The 21,201-nt window shown below is 51.9% G+C and carries 20 protein-coding genes; 9 read left to right on the top strand and 11 right to left on the bottom strand.

Annotated elements, in window-relative coordinates; genetic code table 11:
• Positions 1 to 584: 584 nt before the first annotated feature.
• On the bottom strand, positions 585 to 788 hold the full coding sequence (locus GGD46_RS25560) for a hypothetical protein (protein ID WP_184709280.1): 204 nt from the start codon (positions 786 to 788) through the stop codon (positions 585 to 587).
• Between the two features lie 399 nt (positions 789 to 1,187).
• Here GGD46_RS25560 and GGD46_RS25555 point away from each other — a divergent pair, with 399 nt between their 5' ends.
• Complete coding sequence (locus GGD46_RS25555) at positions 1,188 to 1,721, top strand: PIN domain-containing protein (RefSeq protein WP_184709278.1); 534 nt, start codon at positions 1,188 to 1,190, stop codon at positions 1,719 to 1,721.
• A 508-nt stretch (positions 1,722 to 2,229) separates the two neighbouring features.
• Here the strand turns inward: GGD46_RS25555 and GGD46_RS25550 are convergent.
• From GGD46_RS25550 to GGD46_RS25530, 5 genes are read right to left on the bottom strand one after another with little or no spacing between them, the layout of a single operon-like run.
• Positions 2,230 to 2,544 (bottom strand): helix-turn-helix transcriptional regulator, encoded by a 315-nt coding sequence (locus GGD46_RS25550; protein ID WP_184709276.1) that lies wholly within the window; start codon positions 2,542 to 2,544, stop codon positions 2,230 to 2,232.
• Positions 2,528 to 2,791, bottom strand: coding sequence for a hypothetical protein (locus GGD46_RS25545; protein ID WP_184709274.1), 264 nt, complete (start codon positions 2,789 to 2,791; stop codon positions 2,528 to 2,530). The genes GGD46_RS25550 and GGD46_RS25545 overlap by 17 nt, the downstream gene beginning before the upstream one ends.
• A 3-nt stretch (positions 2,792 to 2,794) precedes the next feature.
• On the bottom strand, positions 2,795 to 3,625 hold the full coding sequence (locus GGD46_RS25540) for a metallophosphoesterase (protein WP_184709272.1): 831 nt from the start codon (positions 3,623 to 3,625) through the stop codon (positions 2,795 to 2,797).
• On the bottom strand, positions 3,622 to 5,601 hold the full coding sequence (locus tag GGD46_RS25535; protein ID WP_184709270.1) for an AAA family ATPase: 1,980 nt from the start codon (positions 5,599 to 5,601) through the stop codon (positions 3,622 to 3,624). Before GGD46_RS25535 ends, GGD46_RS25540 begins: the two co-directional genes overlap by 4 nt.
• Positions 5,602 to 5,658: 57 nt before the next feature.
• Entirely contained in the window at positions 5,659 to 6,252 is a 594-nt protein-coding gene (locus tag GGD46_RS25530; RefSeq protein WP_246806477.1) for a hypothetical protein, read from the bottom strand.
• A gap of 799 nt (positions 6,253 to 7,051) precedes the next feature.
• On the opposite strand from GGD46_RS25530, the gene GGD46_RS25525 reads away from it, so the two are divergent.
• Together GGD46_RS25525 and GGD46_RS25520 are read left to right on the top strand one after the other, a co-directional pair.
• Positions 7,052 to 8,188 (top strand): hypothetical protein, encoded by a 1,137-nt coding sequence (locus tag GGD46_RS25525; RefSeq protein WP_184709267.1) that lies wholly within the window; start codon positions 7,052 to 7,054, stop codon positions 8,186 to 8,188.
• Positions 8,189 to 8,444: 256 nt separating this feature from the next.
• On the top strand, positions 8,445 to 9,143 hold the full coding sequence (locus tag GGD46_RS25520) for a TIR domain-containing protein (protein WP_184709265.1): 699 nt from the start codon (positions 8,445 to 8,447) through the stop codon (positions 9,141 to 9,143).
• A 2-nt stretch (positions 9,144 to 9,145) separates the two neighbouring features.
• Here the strand turns inward: GGD46_RS25520 and GGD46_RS25515 are convergent, their stop codons facing one another.
• From GGD46_RS25515 to GGD46_RS25495, 5 genes are all read right to left on the bottom strand, one after another.
• Positions 9,146 to 9,553 carry a hypothetical protein gene (locus GGD46_RS25515; protein ID WP_184709263.1) on the bottom strand — a complete coding sequence of 136 codons (408 nt, stop codon included), beginning with the start codon at positions 9,551 to 9,553 and terminating at the stop codon, positions 9,146 to 9,148.
• Between the two features lie 133 nt (positions 9,554 to 9,686).
• Positions 9,687 to 10,889 carry a toll/interleukin-1 receptor domain-containing protein gene (locus tag GGD46_RS25510; protein ID WP_184709261.1) on the bottom strand — a complete coding sequence of 401 codons (1,203 nt, stop codon included), beginning with the start codon at positions 10,887 to 10,889 and terminating at the stop codon, positions 9,687 to 9,689.
• A gap of 403 nt (positions 10,890 to 11,292) precedes the next feature.
• A complete protein-coding gene (locus GGD46_RS25505) occupies positions 11,293 to 13,875 on the bottom strand; it encodes a patatin-like phospholipase family protein (protein WP_246806476.1) in 2,583 nt (860 codons plus the stop codon).
• An 83-nt stretch (positions 13,876 to 13,958) separates the two neighbouring features.
• A complete protein-coding gene (locus GGD46_RS25500; protein WP_184709259.1) occupies positions 13,959 to 14,600 on the bottom strand; it encodes a hypothetical protein in 642 nt (213 codons plus the stop codon).
• Between the two features lie 3 nt (positions 14,601 to 14,603).
• Entirely contained in the window at positions 14,604 to 15,092 is a 489-nt protein-coding gene (locus GGD46_RS25495; RefSeq protein ID WP_184709257.1) for a TIR domain-containing protein, read from the bottom strand.
• Between the two features lie 72 nt (positions 15,093 to 15,164).
• Between GGD46_RS25495 and GGD46_RS25490 the strand changes: the two genes are divergently transcribed.
• The 6 genes from GGD46_RS25490 to GGD46_RS25465 all read left to right on the top strand — a co-directional run bounded on the left by GGD46_RS25490 (position 15,165) and on the right by GGD46_RS25465 (position 21,186).
• Positions 15,165 to 15,758 carry a dTMP kinase gene (locus GGD46_RS25490; protein WP_184709255.1) on the top strand — a complete coding sequence of 198 codons (594 nt, stop codon included), beginning with the start codon at positions 15,165 to 15,167 and terminating at the stop codon, positions 15,756 to 15,758.
• Between the two features lie 221 nt (positions 15,759 to 15,979).
• Positions 15,980 to 17,119, top strand: coding sequence for a nucleoside triphosphate pyrophosphohydrolase family protein (locus tag GGD46_RS25485; protein ID WP_184709252.1), 1,140 nt, complete (start codon positions 15,980 to 15,982; stop codon positions 17,117 to 17,119).
• Positions 17,116 to 17,787 carry a uracil-DNA glycosylase gene (locus tag GGD46_RS25480; RefSeq protein ID WP_246806475.1) on the top strand — a complete coding sequence of 224 codons (672 nt, stop codon included), beginning with the start codon at positions 17,116 to 17,118 and terminating at the stop codon, positions 17,785 to 17,787. The genes GGD46_RS25485 and GGD46_RS25480 overlap by 4 nt, the downstream gene beginning before the upstream one ends.
• A gap of 349 nt (positions 17,788 to 18,136) precedes the next feature.
• On the top strand, positions 18,137 to 19,051 hold the full coding sequence (locus GGD46_RS25475; RefSeq protein WP_184709250.1) for a hypothetical protein: 915 nt from the start codon (positions 18,137 to 18,139) through the stop codon (positions 19,049 to 19,051).
• Between the two features lie 123 nt (positions 19,052 to 19,174).
• Positions 19,175 to 20,368, top strand: a complete 1,194-nt coding sequence (locus GGD46_RS25470) for a toll/interleukin-1 receptor domain-containing protein (RefSeq protein ID WP_184709248.1) — start codon at positions 19,175 to 19,177, stop codon at positions 20,366 to 20,368.
• Entirely contained in the window at positions 20,365 to 21,186 is an 822-nt protein-coding gene (locus tag GGD46_RS25465; protein WP_184709246.1) for a hypothetical protein, read from the top strand. The genes GGD46_RS25470 and GGD46_RS25465 overlap by 4 nt, the downstream gene beginning before the upstream one ends.
• Positions 21,187 to 21,201: the final 15 nt, after the last annotated feature.

Raw genomic sequence — 21,201 nt, 5'->3', positions numbered from 1 at the left:
ATCAGTCCCATCCGCAATCTCCCAGGTCATCAAAAACCCGGGGAGAGTGACATTCCAACTTTGCAAAAACAGGACACTTCAACTTTGCGGCTACAATAGAAAATCAGATAATCTGAATTATGGAACTAAATGATATCGCGTCGCCGGCTACAGAATGTGTAAAAACGGAACCAAGTTTGGCCCAAACCATACCCTTTTGGCCCAAAACGGAATGTAGCTTGGCCCAACTGCTGATTTGACGAAATTCGAACGCATCAACGGACGCCGAAACAAGCTCTGAAGGGTGTGCTCGTGATGGCACAGCACATCCGCCAAGTTGCTTGGCCACTCATCACCGTCGCGCCTGTCGAAGCCGCAACTGACAATCGTCGGCTTGCTTAAGCGGCTAACCAAGCATCATATTTCCAGAAGCTTTTCACCTGACGGGGCTGCGATCTTCAGGATGTCATGCATTTCGGCCGCATCAGCGGCCCTAAATACGCTCTTCAAGTTACTCGTGGGATAACAATAAGTTGTCGAGCTTGCTTAATATGTAAGTTGCTCATGCCCTTAAAGGCTGGATATATCGCTAAAGACGATGTGTATTATTCATCGGTAACCGGTCCGCCACCTTTGAGGATTTTCCGGGCCTTATCTGAAATTTGTTGCGGTCGCAGCTCGACAACAAAGTGATCATCGCCGTTCTGGACGATAACCTTGCGAGCCGTCCGAACCATTTCAAAGAAGCGCTTAAGCTCCTTGTCCTTGTCGGTTAACACAAGGACTTTTGTCGAATTAATTTCTGCCAAAACCGTGATCCAACTGCATGTCCTTTTCTAAGATATTTCCTTTTCACGGACCGACAAGACATTGTTCCCAGTCTGAGGCTCATTCGATCTATCCAACCGCCTTCCATCTTGTTGCCCCCTCAGTACATCGCATCCTTTCGAACCAGAGAAGACAAGCTATCTTCGATCCCTAAATTACACCGCTTTAGGTGCATTGAGAATACTTGTTTTTCAATCCATAGACGCAACGCAGTTTGGCATTCAAAGCGTGCTTCAAGCATCTTTCGCTGCAGGAGACGGTTGGAAAGCAGCGCCTGGAAACTTACGCAGATGAGCATCGATAACGGTCGCGGCGATCAATTAACCTTTTGTTAGTCACGTTGTCGCATTTTGTCCGAACTTGATCACCGGACTTTGCCGATGACCCCAGGCTTTTTGCTCGACACGTGCGTCCTGAGCGAGACCAGCAGAAATAAACCACATCCTTCCGTGGTTCGATTCATCGAAACCGCGCCCAATTTGTTCATACCGGTTGCAGCAATTATGGAGTTCCAGCTTGGTATAACCGAGCTTTGCAGCCGCCATCCGGTGAAAGCCATACAACTTAGTGCCTGGTATCAACAGCTGTTGTCAGCTGGATTTCCGATCATCGACACCGATAAAGACGTGGCGGAAGTCTGGGGAACACTAGCAGCTGATCCTCGGCTCCGGAACTTGATTATCGCGCGACCTGACGCGAAAAAGCCCCGCAATGGCCAAGACCTCCATATTGCGGCGGCATCTCTCGTCAGTCGAATGCCTATAGCGACTTTCAACGTGCGGGACTTCATGCTCATCGACAGCTGCTATCCGCTGCCTGGAGTTTATAATCCGTTGGAAAACAAGTGGTACACGCGGCTTGATTCCATTTCTCAATCCGACGCGGCATCCGGAGGACCTCCGGGCGCATATTGAAGCGCCCGCCTTTGTATCGCAAATCTGATCAGCTTCTCTCGCAGTTGGACGCTCGTAAGCGACTTGATGAATTCGCGATTGTACCAGAGGTTCCGTCCGGCCAGCTCGATGTCTTTGCATGAATCAGATCTGTCGATGGGCTGCAGATCAGAGAGCCATGAACCTAAACTCGTATTGGTCACGAGCAAACTGACCTTCGCACCAATAATCGCTTTATAGATGGGGTCGGTAGCTGTTTTCATCGTATGCGCTCCCTCTTTTGGCTACGATCTCGTGTCTAACGTTCAGACGTCTGTGGTTCATGGCCATTGAGCAATTCGGTGAGACCTTTGGTCGCTTGCGCCTTGGGTTTTTGAGGTACACGGCTGGTGCTGTTCCCGAAACCTCTTTCTGCAACTCGACAACACGACCCGGCGTCCCAACACCGGCGTCGACAATCTCATTTGCGGGTCGCGCTAGCAGCAGACGGTAGGACGGCAAGATATCATCTGCTCGGCCCTACCCTTGCTCAATCGTCTCCATCAGGAATGAACACCTCGTCACGAACAGAAATTACCGGTGTCGCCACAGTGGTATGCCTTTCGAGGTGCTTGTCGACCATCCGTCGCACGTCGCCGCCGATGCGCCTCGGCACCAGAGCCAACTCCAGGTTCAACGCGCCGCAGAGTGCCTGCAAGGTTGCGACCTCGGGATTGGCCTTCCCATTCTCTATCTTCGAGACTTTGGCTTGTGAGATACCCGCCAAATCGGCGAGTTCCGCTTGACTCATTTTCGCTGCTTCGCGAAAGACACGAAACATCCCCATGTCAAATCCGAATTTCATTGACGGTTCTTCCGAATTTTATGTCGTTTAAGATATAAATCTGCCGATTTATGCCTTTTGGAGCATAATCAGCGCTCCCCTTACATTGTCTGCTGACCATTGCCACCGCCGGAACTTCCCGAACGGATAGTTTCATGATCCATGCGGCTTGCAAGAGGTCCAGTTCAGCTGCGTCCCAGGCCGACAAAATCTCCGCTTGGCCTTCCGTGGTCGGGATATCGGTATCGAAAAAACGGGTTCTGGACATTGGTCAGTCCCCCAGCGGCGTAGTTTCAATGACAAACCCCGGTCGAAACCCGGTCCATCCCGAACGTTCGCGATGGTAACCCATTGGGTTGCAGAGGATGCGCGTTTCTCCTTCGCGATAGTCGCAGAACCGATGAATGTGTCCGTGCACCCAGAAAGTCGGACGCCTTTTCCTGATGACTGCGGAAAGGTCGGAAGCGAAGGCGGCGTTCGAAACCTGTCCTTTGAACCTTCGGTCCAAGGAACGGGGTGACGGTGCGTGGTGTGTCAGGACCATGGTCGATCCCTCGAATGGCTCCTTCAATCGATTTTCGATATAAGCCCGACTTTCTCGGTGCCTCGAAAAGATTTCTTCGGGGGTGACAAACCTGCCCTGCCCGTCTTGTCGTTCGTCTGACCGCAAGATCGCTCTAAAATCGACCATAACACGATAGCATCCTTCCATCGCAAATGCTCGTCGCTGCTGGATGGGAAGTCGACCTCCTGCATGAGCGCGGACTCCATAGTCTGTCCAGAGTGTCGCGCCGATAATACGAAGGTCGTCTTTGCGGAATTCTTCGTTCTCTAAGACGTGAACATTTGTTCCCACGGTCTCTCGCCTGACGTAATCGAGTGTCCGGCAGATAGTTGAACCGTAGTAATCGTGATTGCCGAGGGTCATCACGACCGGCATGCGATGAGCAATCTCAGAGAGAACGTAGTTCATCGAGCGCTCGATTGAGCCTGCGACATCTCCCGCACAGACGCAAAGATCGGCCTCGGGGATAACGAGCGAGTTTCCATAAAGGAGATCGAGAGGTGACGAATGCAGATCGCTAATCAACCAGACCTTCATGACCGCACCTCCTTCTCGGACGCAGGCGCTCGCCGCCTGGAGTTTCGGAGCCTCCTTCCAGTCTCCGTGCTTGCTTTCTCGTCGATTGAAACTCCCCGTCGGATCAGACCGAACCTCTCATCCAGTTCAGCAAACCGCTGCGGCGACAGATGAGCTTCCTTGTCAATCTCGTCGCCCACTGCGACTAGAAGTGTTCGATCGCTAGCTAGGACATCCTGAGCACGCGCAAGTTCGAAGCGCAGGATTTCGTTGACCTTGTCGATTAGCCAAGGGACCTGCTGTGGTCCAAAGGCCTCCCAGCCAGCGCCGTTACCCAAGTATAACAGCTTCGTACCCATCCCGGCCGTCGTCTCCATTTCAAGAGCCAGCCGGGTTGCCTCTGCAAGATCGGCCTCCCCGCCGTTTGAATGACTGCCGAAAATAAGTCTCTCGGCGGCGATGCCAGCCAGCGTGACGCAAATCTGGTCGCGATATGATTGATCGTTCCGAAGTAGAACGATGGGCACATCAAACCCTGCAGCACCTGCTTGTTGCTCGCTGAAACGTGGATTAAGCTGCCTATGGACAAACGCTCCTCGGAATTTGCCGTATCCCAGTCTGATACCAACGATGGTATGACCCGCCTCATGAACCGCTGCCGATCGGCGGAATTCCCCGATGACATGAATCAACGGCGGTAACTGCGACGTCAGATCTTCCAGGCCAACACCGCGTCTCTGCCTGCGTGCTCGACGTTTAGCCTCACGAACGAGTTGAGCAAGATCGGCACCTGCCATCGATTCGGTGAGAAGTCCGAGTTCTCCAAGTTCGCTTGGGGCGGCGCTGCCGAGTAATTGCCGGATGATGGCAATGCGATCAACCAGATTTGGCAGCCCGATGACAACATGCCGGTCCAGTCGCCCGGGACGGCGGACGGCAGGGTCGATTTTATCAGGATGATTTGTAGCACCTACGACGATAACGCCATCCCGTTTTGATGTACCGTCCAGGCATTCAAGCAACGAATTCACGACTTGAGTGGAATAATTTGCGTGGTCCGCCGGAAAGGTGCTTCGGTCACCAATAGAATCCAGCTCATCGAGAAAGATGATGCTCGGCGTGTTTGCGGAGGCATTTGCAAAATCCGTCCGCATTGCCTTTAGCGTATCGCCCAAGTGACCTGTGGCCTGCCACTGAGCCACTGACGTCGCAATGAAATGTACGTTGCAAGTCAGTGCGAGCGCCTGCGCGAAGATTGTCTTACCTACACCGGGCGGACCGCTCAAAAGAAGGCCACGATCAACATCGGACCAGGCTAGTTGCTTTTGTCGCCAGAGGTCGAGGTCCGCAGCGAGTTGCAAACCCCAAATTTTCGCCTCGCCGTAGCCGTGCAAATCCTCAAGTCGCGGCTGTGTCTCTTGAGCAGGGTCACTAGTTGCCGACCGGTCAACCGATGAAAAACTCAACCGTTTGATAGCTTCAGCCGCTGTCCGATTGCGGCGTAACGCAGCAAACATCGCATTCTGCGGAAAGCTCAATAACTTCGTAGCTTGCTGCACTGTTACTCTTACGTTCAGAGCCCTTTTGCAGGCCTCCCGAAGATCTCGTTCGTTGATTGGCTCAATACGGATGATTGCCTCGACCGCAACAACGACTAGTGAGGGCAAATCGTTGACCTCTGAAATCAAAATCGCTCGCGTCTTGCCGGACAAATCAGACTGGAAATTGTACTCAATACTGCGGGCCTTTTCGTCCTTGCCGACGCAAAGAATCCCCAGGGCATCACGGTCGGCACGCTGCGTGCCATCGTACAAATATGCGCCAGCCGCCGGGAGATAGTCCTCCGCTCGCTGCCCTGGCGGTGTAAGCAGGGCGACGATGCCGGGACCGCCATCCAAAAATGATTCAATTTGGGAGAGTGCTCTGATAACCGTCCGGTAGAGCGCGTAGTGTTTGACCGAATTGCGAACGATCTCGTTTGGCATATCAATAGACATGATTCATCCTCTGCTGCTCATGGCAGCTCGATTTGTTGAAAAACGTAATAGGAAGGGTCAGCCGCGTTTGCGGCGCACGACCGTTTCGGGGCCGATGAGGCCATCCAGGTTTATGCTGAGAAACCGCTGGAGTACCATCGAGGCCAACCCAGCAATGGGTTTGGCGTCCTGGAATATCGGCAATATCTCTGCGACGGTTAGGCTTGAATATTCATCCAGCACAGCAAGCACGCGAATGCGATCCGAGAGTGTTGCGTCGTGCCGAGCGTATCGCAATAGGTCCTTCGCGTTCTTCAGCCGAACTTTGGGGATCGTAGAGACATCAATGGTCTCGTAGATGAGACCCGCCTCATCCGCAGCCAAGGACAACCAAGGCGGAACAGGTTGCTGTTGAATGCAGTCCATGGCAACCGTGAGACCGGCTCTCTGTAAAACGAAGTCCGGCTTGTGGACGTGGCCACCGCTCGAAAGCGTGAGCGATTGGCATGACCAACCATCGACCTCATCATCAACATCCAGAAGGCATGCGACGTCCCGCGCGACCTGGCTTCGAAATACGGCCGGTCCATTGCATCGGACAGAATTCAACGGATAAAAAATGCGGGAAGAGCAAGCTTGCTCGGCATACAGCGATTGAGAGACGCTCATCATGAACCCTCGAATAGACACAAGACATCAACCCATTTTGGGGCGGGTCAACGTGCTATTCGTATGAGGGTGCGCAGCTGGGTCATGTCGGAACAAATAAAGAACAAAAAACGTGACGTCAACCACTTTTTGCGATTTTTGACTGGCGCGACGTCATCTGTCTATCCGCTTCTATAGGTACGCTATCAATGCCGCGTTTGCCACTGACTTATGTGATCTAATCGCTCGGCGACGGCCCACCTTCTGGATACATGGCCATATCCATTCGGCCAGCGATTATATGGCGGACAAGACTAGGGTGATCTGCAAGCCTCGGGGATATAGTCGCGAGCAGCTTCAGGCCCACCGGCAATCGGCTCGGATAAGATCACCAACGTGACAGAGTTGTGGTTTGAAGTTTCAGATGGCGTGAGCATGGAGCACCGGAAGGCAACACTCTTAGAATTTCGTCATCCACTTGCCGATCATAACACATAGGGCTGCCTGGAAATGATCAACAAATCCTCATACCGGCGAGAGCACTACGTTTCGTCGATGACCTAGTTGCGCAGGCACGGATATATCCTTCAGCTTAACAAGGATGGTGGATGACGAGGATTCCCACCTGTTTACCTGTTCCCGAACAGTCGAGACCGAATGTTCAGTGATCGGGCCGCCCTCCATTTGCGTCGCTACCGGCGAAATTATGGTGAAAGCTAGAAAAGAATGCTTGGCAGCCTGGGAAATATGAGAGAAGAACAAGCTAAAGTTGCAGATCCATCAACGTGGCTGCTGAGTAAATTACCCAGGGAATGGAATACAAATGAACGGTCTGCAGAAGCCTTTCTTCCTTGCCTTGGATACCTCACATCTCGCCCTTTGGATTCGTGATAGTCTCTCACATAAGAGCGCCGAGAGAAAGCGAGCACAAGCTTTTGCCGAATGGCAAAGCAGCCGAGGCGTGCTTCCGATATTCACCCTTCATCACCTTGAGGAACTATGTGCACATGAAGATGCCAATCTGGTCCGCTCCCGGATCAGATTTCTACACTCTCTACCATTCATAGCCTGGATTGGTCGTCAGGAGCCACCCAATGGTCCGAGCGGTGTAACATCAATGATGAGATCAGAAATTCTGGCAGCCCATGCCAATCCAGAGGCCAATCTTGTTCGGATACGTGACACCAGTGCTGCATCGTTGATCCAAGTCGGGAGTGGCGCGGATTTTCTTGGCCCCGAGCCTGACCTATGGCTTTCTCTGCGCGAAATCTTCCTTGATCGGTCTCGCGATGCTCGCGCCTTAGTAGCCGTTACGCGGACAAATGCCATTGACATCTCATCCAAGCCATTTTCAGAGTTGCTAAACGGTCGGTTCAGGAGCGAAAAAGAAATCAAACGACAACTAGAAGTCATCGAGGGCAGCCTTGCCTTAGATATTCTCCGTCACGGCGATAAACGCATTCAGGAGCCCCGCACCGTAGCGACGAAATTTATAAGGCAGGTTGCCGAAGAAATACAAAGCTTACCCAATAGCGTTGAAGCATTGATCTGGCAAAGTCTGGCGGCTCAGGGAGTGGAACCGTCGGATGTCAGGCCCGACGCTACAGTCGGAGAGGTGCTGGAGTATGGGCTATTTTTTCAGCAGATGAAAATCACGACACAGGATTCTGGCATCCCTTTTCGTGATCTCAAACGGTCGGTTACCATGGACCGCGTGCCGACATGGATAATCTCTTCGGAACTCCGGCGTCACGGACCTCCACTTAAGGAGCGTAAGGGAAGCGATCTAAACGACACACACCTGGCATGCCTGGCCGCATACGTGGATCTCGCGCTCGTCGACAAACGTACATTGGAAGGATTTCGACGCGCTCAACGGAAGGCACCTAACCTCAACCTTATTTGCCGAGATGTTAGCCGTGCATCAAGTTACCAAGATATCCCCATGCTTCTTAGGTGATTCAACAGTTGCAGCTTGGACCGGCGTTTGTTGCGTCCACCTTTAAGGATTTCCCTATAGCTGACGATAGACCCAGCTCATCTTCAACGGGATCCCTGCTTATAAAACGACATCTTTCCCTAAGTTCACTGCAAAAGGAATCAAAGAGCCAGTCACCTCCCGTTAAGCATGCAGAAACAGAATTTACACTTTTTACGCTATTTTAGAAATTTCTCTGCGACTAGAAGCCTGCGTTCAAATAGCCATTGGGGATATTATGAAAAACATATTTTTGGGTCATTCTAACGAAAGCGCACGCGTGGCTGATGCTCTCCAGGATCAGTTTGAGCAGCCACTTTATTGCGGTCGGGCTAGCGACAAAAGCGGTCTCTGCAAATTTCGCGTTAATCACAGCCATTTGGACAACTTGATAAGAGTTACAAGCCAGGTTGACTTTGCGATTTTTTTGCTGACGCCTGATGACGACGTTACCTCCAGGGAAAAGAATGCCCTTGCCCCAAGAGATAATGTGATATTGGAACTGGGATTGTTCATGGGAGCGCTCGGCAAAGAACGAACCTTTTTTGTCGCTCCAGGCGACTATGAAATTAAACTTCCCACTAATCTTGCTGGCATCACGCCAATTCCCTACAGCCATGCTGCCAGCAAAAGCGATCCCATCCGTGCGATGCAATCAGCAGGTCGAGAGATAGTGCGGCTGGTTGAGGACCAGCCACCTCTTCAGCGAAAATTCGATGGCCAGCCTCGTGAGGCTGCTACACGAATTGTCGTACCAGATGGAATACTTGTGGCCGAAAAGATCGGAAAAAAGATCCATCTCAACGGATCTTTTCCTATGCAGAAGCGTGTCATCGCGGCTGCAAATGGCAGATGGGATGACACGCTAAATGGCTGGAAGATAAGTGAAAAGTTACTGGCGGAAGCCGAAGCTGCGTTGCAACGTGGCAAGGAATAAACCTACCTCATACCGAAGCCGTTTTCCGCTACCGGCTCCCAGGATAAAACTTGATCTTGGTCGCGAAGCGGAAAACGGACGAGGTAAGGGCAATTGTTTGTGACAATCTTGTTGAGGCCACTTTCTTCGAGAAAGTGGATAAGGCGACTATCGCCGGGTTCATTTTTGCCTGTGATATCCTGCAAGGTCTCTACGGTCCCACCGAGATAGAACCATCCACTTCGGTTTTGTATGCTTCCATCATCTGACATCGTCTCAAATCTAAAGGCAACAGGTTGAAAACCGCACTCAATCGTCATCTGCTGCGCGATACCTTCAGCGTACTCAACATTCCGGCTTTGGATAGCCACACGACGTTCGGTGCTGGAAAAGTTACCAGCGAAAGCAAAAACGGCGAATTCATTATTCATCTCGATTACAATCTCCATTGATCAGGCAATGGGACTATTTGAGCTTGCAAGGAACAACGGGCATTCGGCGACATAAAAGAGAGAGCCGAAGGCATTCTCGCGCCTGTCGGCGCTTCGGCATAAAGCACAATTTCTAGCTACGGCTTCTGACGAACCTACGGGTGGCTTCTGTCTTAACAACGCGAACGGTGGCGAAATCATTTGCAAGCGCCCTGTAGTCCACAATTAAATTACGAGCCAAGAGATACGCGAGTGCCGGATTCATGCGTCTTTGGTTCCAGCCGTAGCGATCGGCGACCAGCCCAGTTTGATACGGCATCTCCGGATCATTAATAAGATCGGCTGCAATCCGTAATGCATCCTGCTCGGGCGACCACGCCATGAAATATTTGTCGAACTGCGCGAACAAATCAGCCTGTGGCAACACACGACGGTGAGTCACATTTACAAAATCCCGCAACTCGTGCAGCGCATCCTCCACATCTTCCTCAGAGACCTCAATGATGGCCGTCAGCTCTTCTACTGTCATTTGCGGGTCGGCAAAGAGAGCCGTTTGAGTACCCTCAACGAAAACTTTAGCTATCGCCGTGGCGGTTTTTGAATAGTCTGTAGGCGGAAGCTCAATTGCGCTCGGTGCGGGACCTAGTATCGGCTTGCGTGATATCCCATGGATGTCGTTAGCGATATCACGTATGTTTTGATCCAGCCCGATGACGTCAATTTCTGGCGAATACTTCCCGGAAAGCAAAGGAGGCAGGTCCAAAACCGTAAGGCCATGACGCAAGGGTATAAATCGCGCTTGCCCGGAAATCTGTCTCACGAGACCGGCGTCCATTTCCTCCTGAACCCAAGGCCTTTCCATGGCATTGGGGGTAAGAAGAACAATGAAGTGACTGCACTTACCTAAGCCGTCATCGATTTTCCGGCGAAGGCTGTCGCCAAGCCCAATCTCCCATTCAGCCCACCAGGTATCTACGCCGTTCGCCATCAAACCTGTGGCAATCGCTTTTGCCAAGTCTCGATCTTCGAACGAGTAACTGAGAAATGCTCTTGGGGGGCCGTCGTGAAGGGGAACGAAGTCCACGGCATCCTGATCATCTAACGACATTCGCTTTTTAACCAGCTCAAGGATTTCCGGCGAACCTTCTATCGTCAACCGAATGTCATCAAGTCGTTCGCCATGGACCAAAACCGTGGGAAACTCGCCTGTCTCGGGGTTGCGGATTGAGGCGAAGCGCTCCCTGATTTGAACTTTCACGCTTTCCAGCATTTGACGATCAATGTCTCTTGCAAAGTCGGCAACGTCAAATGGTCGACCGTTGTAAGTCATTTTCATGCCCATCTCCGTTGCCGTTACGACGACCGCAAGTTTATGAACGAAGCAAGAACAAAGTTCAATCCGGGTATTCGACTCCATTTTGTTGGAGCGGCCAACGAAAGAACCCGCTGTACTAAGCGACAATGGAAGACAACGAAGACGGCGTCTGGGATCACCGATGTCGCGACGATGTCATCTTGCAATTTAATCAACGCGCCACTAGCTTCGAAAGCTCGATGAAACGCTAAAGTTTGGTCAAACTCGGCACCTGAACGAGCATCATGATGCCTCCTCCATTGAGAAAACATGTCCGCCTCTTGTCTTCAGCCCGGGAAAATTTGTGTGACCTCGCTGCTCCCAAAAAATTGCCTATCCTGTCATGTCTCGCGTTAAACCAGGACAACCCATTGCTGCGCGAGTTTTAGATCGCAAACGCTGGTGGAAAATTCTTGATGTATTTTCCCATCCATTCCTGCACTCCAATCGGCGGCTTATTCGCCAAATCCTCGATGATCGCCTCCATGAAGAGCTTGTCCCCGACGTGTTCTCCGAGCGAACGGTAGGCCTCAAATTGGGTTTCAGTGAAAAACTGATCTGCAGTCGAATGATGTGGGAAGGTCGGCTCGTCCAGGCGATAACGCCGCAGGAATTCCCCTTCGTTGCCGGTCAACGAGAGCTTTACATATAGTAGGTAGCCAACCTCCCAGCAATCCACACCTTGGTCTGTCGGGTATCGAATTCTACAGAATCGAAAGTGCGAACGGCTAAAACCCGTCTCTTGTAACCGCAACTCATCCAAATCAGCATCAATCTGGATACCCATATCAATATACGCCAACCGTTGTAAGTTCGTCAGTGCGTGGAAGGTCATCCGTGGATCGGCCTCACCGTCGATTGCGACAATGTATCTGCAGCGACGACGTAAAAGTTCGTAAATGCCGAGGTTCTCGATATGACCGCCATCTGAAATGTTTACATATGGGAGTTTCTCATCGGCGTTACCCATAAATTCACGGACCAAATATCCGAGCCCAGGACTTCTACGGTACCATTTTGATTTGTCAGACTGCTCGTCCTTGGGCACGAGATCTGGGTTTCTCAACCACGCGTGGAGACGAGCATTGAACAGTGTAAGCCAGAAACTCCCGTGCTTGGATGTGCTTAAACCCATCTGAGGAGATACAGCCGCTCCCGAAAGCGCCATAGCCGATGCCAAATCAAACGTTGGATTCCACCGCTCCCAGTCTCTGGTTACGCTGTGTCCGAGAACCGTGCTTCCGGTCATATGCGGCGTGAATGAGAAGACGTCCGCGAGGCGGCCTCGCATTCGCGGATCTTCGGAGCCAGGCGCATTCAATGCGCAATTAATTATGGGATAAAGCGAATTTCCCGGCGCGATTTCGCTGACCTTCGGTGGCATCGCGCCCGGAGAAACATAAATGAAGGCCGTCGCAAGCTTTGAACGGTAATATCGATATAAAGATGTCGCGTTAACGTTGGTTACTGACCAGAGTAACAGGACCACCGCCGCGCATGCTGCCAACACGCAACCAGTTTTAAATACTGACTGCGAACCGAACACGATGAAAAATGAATGTTCCACGAATAGCAAAAAGACGACCGTAACGATGGCCGCCATCAGGGACCGCGCTCGTGCTTGGACGGCAAGCGTTCCCCCAAGCAAGGAAATCGCGATGGAGCCGACAAGAAGCGACGAGGTAAGACCACTCAATCCCAGGTACCCGCCGAACGTATCCGTTATTTTGGAAATGCCATCGTGGAAGGATCGGAGGGCAATCCAGACCAATGGAGCGAAAAATAACGTGCCCAATATAAGATGCCACGCGTTCAGCTCACCCAACTGAAGTCGTTCTTTCGTTGCAACCACGCCAAGAAGGCATACTGAAGCAAGCGGAAAAATCCAAGCAAGCCATGTGGGGATATGTGCACTCTCGAAACCAAGCCGTAGAGCGACCTCCATCGCCGCGAAAGCTGCGATCGCACTGAAGATCAGGACGACATTCACGAAAACACCGTAGCTGGAACGCATAACAAGAAGTAGGCGCTCGATAAAACCAGCAGAAAGAAAACTTGCTCTCTGTCGGACACCCATCAGCAGCTCGGACTCCTGTTCGTTGCGCTTGAATGGAAGTTGGTTGCTGCGTAGACCTTCACTAGGCGATAGGTCACCGCGTCCGAGTAACGAAGTAAGGAAGCAACCTGTGTAGCCGCCGCCGGACACGGTTGATAGATAGTCGAACTCAGGCAGCAGGTTGCGGCGGGCCAGTGCAGCGAGCACGCCGAGCGAGAATGTTGCGCTGCGTATCCCTCCTCCCGATATCGCGAGACCTGCGGCCCAATCTTCATGGGTTACCTTGTAGGTTTTCCTTCGTTCTTCAACCGCATTTCGTTCGAGGTCCGCAAAGGTTGCTAAACCACCTGCAGGTCGCCATAATGCACCCTGGAGATGGCCGCTTGCCCCACCATTAGCGACGCCAACCGCTGGATCATAAGAGGATGCCCCGCCTTCCAACAAGGCAAGTCCGCGCTCTAATTCCCGTAGGGTGGACTGAATTCCGTAGAGTTCAGCACGAAAAATGTCACTCGAATCGAGAGCATCAAGCGCACCGGAATTACTTAGCGGATGCCATTTCGCGGTAAATTGCCTGACGACTGAATTTAGCGTGTGCCAGACCAGTATTTCGAATGTGCCGCAACCAATGTTGTCCGCAGTTATCTTCCGAGCCTTTTCGAAAAGCTCAACAATGCTTTCCAGTGCACGCTTTTCTGTTCCGCTACCATACGAAAGGCGGTTCGTCGCAATTCGCGAAATCAACTCTGTCCTAAATTGATGGGCAGCTGCGGTATTCGGTATGTCTTGTGTCCAGACCTGATCGCCGTATAGTTCAATAAACTCAGACCCAAAGACACTTGCGTCGGAAAGCTGCGCCATTTCCAACCTGAACGTGCTCGTTTTCAAAGATTTCATTGAATTTTCGGTCATTCTATCGGAATTCCTGAACTACCGTCATCGCAAGTCTATTCGTGGGTAGGTGGCTTTGGCCTAACAACTGGCCCAAGTCCCAACTAGTCTAAAATTTTGTCGTCGCTGACGGAGTATCGAGCTGCACTTTGGTGGAATTGAAACGGATCATCGACGACTCTGTTTAGGTTCTTAGACTGGGTCGCGGTCAACCAGTCAAGAAGTTCGCGGCATTGGTCATCTAGATACACGCGGTGCCCTCTGAGGTTTTTGTATCGAATTTTTTCTAAGATTTCCTTCGGAACCTCTGGAGCATCTTTGCCGAAATAGAAGAAATGTTTCGATATCAGAACGCGATCAGTTCCCGTATCTGTTTTGATATTATGAATGTCAGGCGATCCATCTGGACGACTGTGATGGGAATCGAGCTGCTGCCACTGCCCGTTTGCCCGATGATAGATATTGTCGCCCAGCATCATTGTCCGGCTTCCGTTGCGAACCGGCCGTTTGTCTTTGAATCTAGGATCGGCCCAATATTCATCGAACTGCATGCATTCTGTCACTTGCATCGCGAATATGCAGCGACCTACCGCGCCCAGCTTGGTCCCCCCCATCCCGAAAATCCAATCGCCCTCAGCAGCCATTCGCCGAACGATCGGCTTGCAGGTCGCAAGCGTACACACACCGTGAAACGGATTGGGCGCGAAACCAAAGTCCCGCGCTACAACGTAGATATAGACGCTCATGGATCAGCAGCGTGATGTGGAGGGAATGTGCACGGGCTCGCGCGGGGAACCGTCGGGTTCCTGAAAATCGTTATCCTTGCCTTCGACAGCCTCGATAATCTTGTCTGGGTTCCAACTCACCAAAGCGCTGCCATAGTCCTCGAAAGCAGGTGGAACATCTGCTTCCGTGCCACCCCTGGTGAAAACACCGACAATACGCTTGCCCAGCTCGTGAGCTTTCTTAATCTCCCAGTTTACCCAAGGTCTCGCGTGCGTCTCCTTCCCGATCAGGACGATAACCGTCGATGCCCAAGCCATCTTGATCCTCAAAAGACGCTTAATCGCGTTATCGCTTACTAGTCCTTTCTCCAAGCGTTCTTTGTTCGCGGGCTTGGCTCTGATTGAGCTGTTCCGGATTTCGTAGCCTTTGCGGGCAAGCGAATTTGTCAACTTCGAGACATGCTCATCATCCGCGTGGTGATGACTAATAAAAACGTGACGTCTACCTGCCATTTTACTTCTCCACCTTCTTGACGACTCAAGTACCATAGGTTGAATTAGTTTTCGATAGTGGTGGTGGTGTTGATGACTGGAAAACTGTTCATATTTGAAGGTCCTGATGGAGTCGGAAAGACAACCCTCGTGCAAGAGCTACGAGGTCGATTACTAAGCTCGGATTTTGAGTTTTTGAGTTTTCCAGGCCGAGACGAAGGAACGTTGGGCCGCGCCGTTTATCAGATCCATCATACCCCTGAAGCATTCGGCATCAAGCAAATGTCCGAGTTGGCAAGACAGGCCCTTCATATCGCAGCCCACATTGACGTTATTGAAACACGCATTAGACCCTGGATTGCAAGCGGTAAGAACGTCGTTCTCGATCGGTTTTGGTGGTCAACGCTGGTTTACGGAGGTGTTGGCGGCGGGACGCAAAGGGCATTGAAAAAGCTCGTCGGGGCCGAGGAAACGGTCTGGGGAGACATCAAGCCCACAGTGGCATTTCTGATCGATAGAGACAGTCCGATCGATCGCCGCGAAGACCTGACCTATTGGAAAGCTCTCCGCGAAAGTTACGTCGACCTAGCAAACCGCGAACGCGAGAAGTATACGGTCGAGATTGTAAGAAATACCGGAACGATCGACCAGACAATTGCCTATGTCGAATCGGCCATGATGAAATAAAGCTGCAGTACAGAACTTACAAAGATCTTCCGTTTTTCACGGAAGAAGTTGTCCAAGTTTCACGGCGGTCAAAAAATGATCTCCGCAAGACCGGGATCGATCGATCCAAATTTACCGGTGACGAGATGAAAACCAAACTTGTTGTTTAGCTGGATCAATCGCCCCGCGACGTTTGCAAGGGACCCCATTTGAATGGTTGAGGCTACGCTAGGAGGATTGCAATGACGGGCGCTTCGCTTGGACTGAATGAATACCAAACACTTGCAGCTCGGAGCGACCGTACGCGCAACAAAGGCAATGGATTTGATCTCCCAGTTCTTGGCCTCGTTGGGGAAGTTGGAAGCCTGCTAAGCGAGGTAAAGAAGCGTCAGCGCGACAAGGCAGCGATCATCGGCTATGAGCAGACCGTGCTTGAAGAATTGGGCGACACCCTGTGGTATTTGGCGATTATTACAGAACATGCGGGAATTAAGCTCGCTTCGCTGGCGAACGACGTCTCCGGTGCTGATGTTGCTTTCTCAGCGCTTCAACCGCAGCATTCTTTGCCGATGAACACGCCGAGCGTTCAGTTCGAGAAGACCCTGCTACGTTTGGCGGCGGCTACGGGTGAACTCGCAGCCAACATCGACGGGGCGCAAGGTGACAATGGGACTTTTCAAACGCGATTGACCAGCGTCTTGCAGCATCTTGTGCAAGCAGCGAACGAGGCGGATGTTCTTCTTGAAGAGGCAGCTCGCGCCAATCTTCAAAAGACAGAAGATCGTTGGCCGCAGGAGCGTGTGTATCCCCCTTTATTTGATGGCCAATTCCCCGAAGACGAGCAACTGCCTCGCTCCCTGGAAATCGACATTTTTGAGCGCGAGGCCAGCAACGGTAAGCGATACGTGCTTCAAAGTTGCAGAGGCCTATTTATAGGAGATCGCCTGACCGACAACATCATGCAGCCTGATGACTACCGTTTCCACGATGTTTTCCATTATGCCTATGCTGCAGTGCTTGGATGGTCCCCCGTTACCCGTGCGCTTCTCAAACGTAAGCGAAAAAGCAAAGCGCGTGTCGACGAGGGAGAGGATGGCGCTCGTGCCGCTCTGATTGAAGAGGGGGTCGCGACATATGTATTTGGAATTGCGAAGGATTTTGATTTTTTTGCCGATCAAAGGCCGGGCGATCTCAGTCTAACATTCCTCAAGAATGTCCGGCAGTTTGTTCGTGGATACGAGGTGCACTCCTCACCCCTCTGGCTTTGGGAGGAAGCAATCCTGCAGGGAAATCACGCTTTTCGATTTCTTCGAGAAAGCCGTCGCGGTCGGATCAAGCTTGATATAGAGAAGCGGGCGCTGTCGATAGAGGAACTTCCATGATGAATACCGCTCAGTTTGTTGAAACGCTAGCCAATCTTTCATTCACGGATGCTTTCAATCCCTATTCCGATGCCTGCGATGATTTTGACCAGGACGACGCTCCAGCTATTCGCAGAAAGAATCTGAAGTTGGTCCTCGATGCGGCAATAGAGCGTAAGGTCGATTCAATCTGGATTGCTCGGGATCTTGGATATCGTGGCGGACGGCGGACAGGCCTCGCGCTTACAGACGAGGCCCACCTTACGGACCATTCCATTCTATATGGCGACCTGCCTCTCGTTCGCGCTACCAAAGGCCCAGCCTTGGCTGAAAGAACAGCGAGCGTCATATGGGAAACGCTGAATCGTATCCAGCGACCAGTATTTTTGTGGAACGTCTTCCCACTTCATCCGCACGAACATGGTGACCCGCAGTCCAATCGTTGCCATACTCGGACCGAGCGAAACGCCTGTCGTCCGCTGCTCAGTTGGTTACTTGATGTGCTTGATCCCCGAATAGTTGTTGCCGTCGGACGTGATGCGCAGTTCGCCTTGGCCGACCTGGGCATTGAGGCGATGCAGGTTCGCCATCCGAGCTACGGCGGCCAAAGCGACTTCATATCTGGGATTGAAGGCCTCTACGGTCTGCCGTCAGCCGCACGGGGCTCTCAGCAATTGGCGATGTTCTGAACTCGATGCGGCGGCGTCCATCGAATCCGAGCAGCCTCTGTCGTTTTGCATCCAACCGAGCGCGACGAGCTTTAGCAACTTTAACGGAAGCCGAGACACGGCCCGTGTCCAAGCTACCATAAGCCGAGACACAAGCATCAGCTGTATATTCTTGAGCCATCAACGATATAGCTCATGTATTCGCCTATCAGCGATCGCGAAAATATTTGGCGATCTATTGAGCAGACGCGAGCTTTTTGAGACGCCACCTCTACCCGAAGGCGAGCTGTTACTCTATCCTTGACTTTTTAGGAATCCGATCTCAGCCGCCAATCCACCTGATAACTCGCAATCTCAAAGGATGAAGTGAATGTCCGATTTGGGCGGGAAAGCCATCTTGATATCCGCAAGCTTGCCTCCGGAAGTAGAGAACTCCGCATCCAAAAAGACATTTGAGGACGCATTGTCGCTGCTGTGTACAGCGCTAACCCAAAAAAGTGCTGTGATTGTCTACGGCGGCAATTTGGCTCCGGGTGGGCTTACAGATAAAATTGCGTCTGCGCTTTCCAACCTCCCACCAGGGAAATCGGCACCCACGTTCATTCATGTTATTGACGAGCCTAGTCTCGTGGAAGCGGGATACGACCGGTTTCGCAAGACTTTAATTGGCCGCCAATCACAGAAAATAGTCACGTACGCCTGCATCGGCGAGAGTCACGGCGTGATACAAATCAATGGCGACACACTCGTGTTCTCGCCAGATGGCCTAGATCAAGAGGAATACGACAGCTCAACATTCCCTGTGAAGATCTCTCATGAGAATGTCGAAGAAGCTTTCTCCTTCGCCAGGCGTATGAAGACTACAAACTCCAGCGCCTGTATAACGATAGGCGGAAAGACTGGACTGTTGGAAAACCCGCGAGATCAATATTATGGCCATCTTCCCGGCGTGGCTGAAGAAGCGATCGGGATGCTTTCGGCGGGAAAGCCAGTCATCGCTTTGGGAGCTTACGGTGGGTGTGGAAAAGCGATTGCCGAGGCGCTTGATCTCTTAGAGAATTTTTCAAGCGGCGAGCCGCCACGCCAATCTGGCTTTCAGGAAGCAATGGATGAATTAAACGCACTACGAGATCAAATCCCAGCCAATGTCCGCAAAAATCTTGCTGTTGCTGCGCGGTCGTCCGTAGTGCCAGCGCTTGCGGAGATAATCACGTCCATCATCACTGATTGGGGTGAACCACGACCGAAGAGCGAGCAAGGTAACAAGCCTAAAAAACCCTTCTAAGCTTGAGGTCAAATAATTGTGCCGGTCGACGGGACAACCCAAAGCTCACTATCCGCCAAGCTGATTCTCGACTACATTACCACTTATCGGTTGCGTGCCTAGCGAGCAAAAACGAGGGATTGCATGGCAGATACGGCTCGCCCTTTCATCGTTATCTACGTCGTATGGCATCCGCAATTTGCGATGGGGCACGACATCGCGAAAGCCATGTTTGAGCACTTTCGCCGAGAGAGCTACGAGAAGATAACTGGCGGTACTGGTATACCCGTTGTCTATCGCTTCGTGTTATCCAATGACAGAGGTGGGCCTCTCCCAATAGATTTCTCAACAGCAGAGACCTCCGCAGTCATTGTTCTCGTCGATAAGAATTACACCGAAGACGAGGTTTGGCTCACCTATCTTAGAGCGCTGGCGGACCAGACCGATGAAGCTGGCCTTGGGACAAGGCTTTTTCCCGTCGTTATCGAGCCCGACCTACTTCGCGACCTAAACCTCAGCGAACAGGCGATACGATGGTATCAATGGAACGGCGACGTACAGAGCCGAACTGACGCTCTGATCGGGCACCTGACTTTCCAATTTTGCCGAATGCTTCGACATTATCTCGCTCATTTGAAGAAACCGGGAAAGAGTGAAAAAGCTCTCCTTCGTTTTCTCAAGAAGGTTGACATCTTTCTTAGTCATTCGAAGCACGATGGAAACAAGGCCGGTGAACTGGTGGCAACCGCCATTCGGAGAAAGCTGACCTTGACCGACGGTTTGGGTTCATTCTTCGACGTTTATGATATCCCACCCGGATTGCGGTTCCAAAAGGTCTTACTTTCGCAAGTCAAGGTGAGCGCTGTTATTGCGATCCACACGGATTCTTACTCGTCCCGAGAATGGTGTCGCCGCGAGATTGTTGAGGCTAAGCGGCATAACCGACCACTTGTCATCGCGAATTGTCTCGCGGACAAGGACGAGCGAGGCTTCCCATATTTGGGAAACGTCCCAATCATTCGATTGGATAATGAGAAATCTCCACGCGTCGATATTGTCATACGCGCGTTATTGGACGAAATTCTAAGAGACTTTTTGTGGCAGTGCCGAGTTGAACTAATGCGTCCCAAGAAAAGCAAGTTGCGCGTCACTTTCGTGCCTCGACCGCCCGAGCTGATCTCCCTCGCCACGCTTGTGCCAGACTCGAAAGGCAAAAAGTCAATTGTCGTCTATCCTGATCCTCCTCTCGGCCGGGAGGAGGAACGATTATTTCATGCAATCGCGCCAAATATACAGCTACGCAGTGCCACAGAGTGGCTAGCAGGAGCCGTCAGATGAGCTATCAAGAACTTCTGGACAATAGAACGATTGCCGTGTCCACATCGGAAAGCCCGGACATGGCCGAACTTGGCCTCGACGATGAACACCTTCGAGACGCAATGGCCGAGATCGCGCGTCATACGCTCGCGCTTGGCGCAAAACTGGTATACGGCGGAGACCTCCGCGTCGGCGGTTTCAGTAACCTGTTGTTCGAGCTGGCTGCACGATACCGCCGAGATACGATAGGCGACGACAAACTCGGAGTGACGAACTACCTAGCCTGGCCCATTCATATTGCCAAAGCGCCGCAGGAACTAGATCAGGCGGCTACGGATCTACAGGGTACTGCTGAACTTCGGCTTCTCGACATCGATGGAAAAGAGATCGGACTGGAAGAGCGGCACAAGCTACCTAGCCACCCGCCGACGGATTTAGAGTGGGTAAAGGGGCTATCGGCAATGCGTCACACGATGTTGGCTGAGACTGACGCGAGAATAATCCTCGGTGGCAAAGTCAATGAATATAAGGGGGATATGCCGGGGATCGCAGAGGAAGCACTATATTCGCTGCAAGGCAAACAACCTCTATACATCATGGGAGGCTTTGGCGGCTGTGCCCGAGATGTTGCCGAAGCGATTGGCGTGTTGGAAGCGAAAAGCATTCGGGATTGGCCAGGTCGCGAGCGCTTCAGCGCGTTCAACGGGAAAGCCCTTCGAAATGGATTATCGAGCGAAGAGAATCGTGTGCTGGCCACAACTCCTTATGTAGATCAAGCAATGGTTTTGATTTTGAGGGGGCTAAGAAAAGCGAAGCTCGGTTCTCGGCAAACGAATTGAGCTATCCACTGGGTT

The sequence above is a fragment of the Martinezella lusitana genome (genome assembly GCF_014207095.1).
Classification (GTDB): Bacteria; Pseudomonadota; Alphaproteobacteria; order Rhizobiales; family Rhizobiaceae; genus Rhizobium; species Rhizobium lusitanum_B.
Note: the sequence above shows the minus strand (reverse complement) of the source record. Positions and strands in the feature narration are given on the sequence as shown.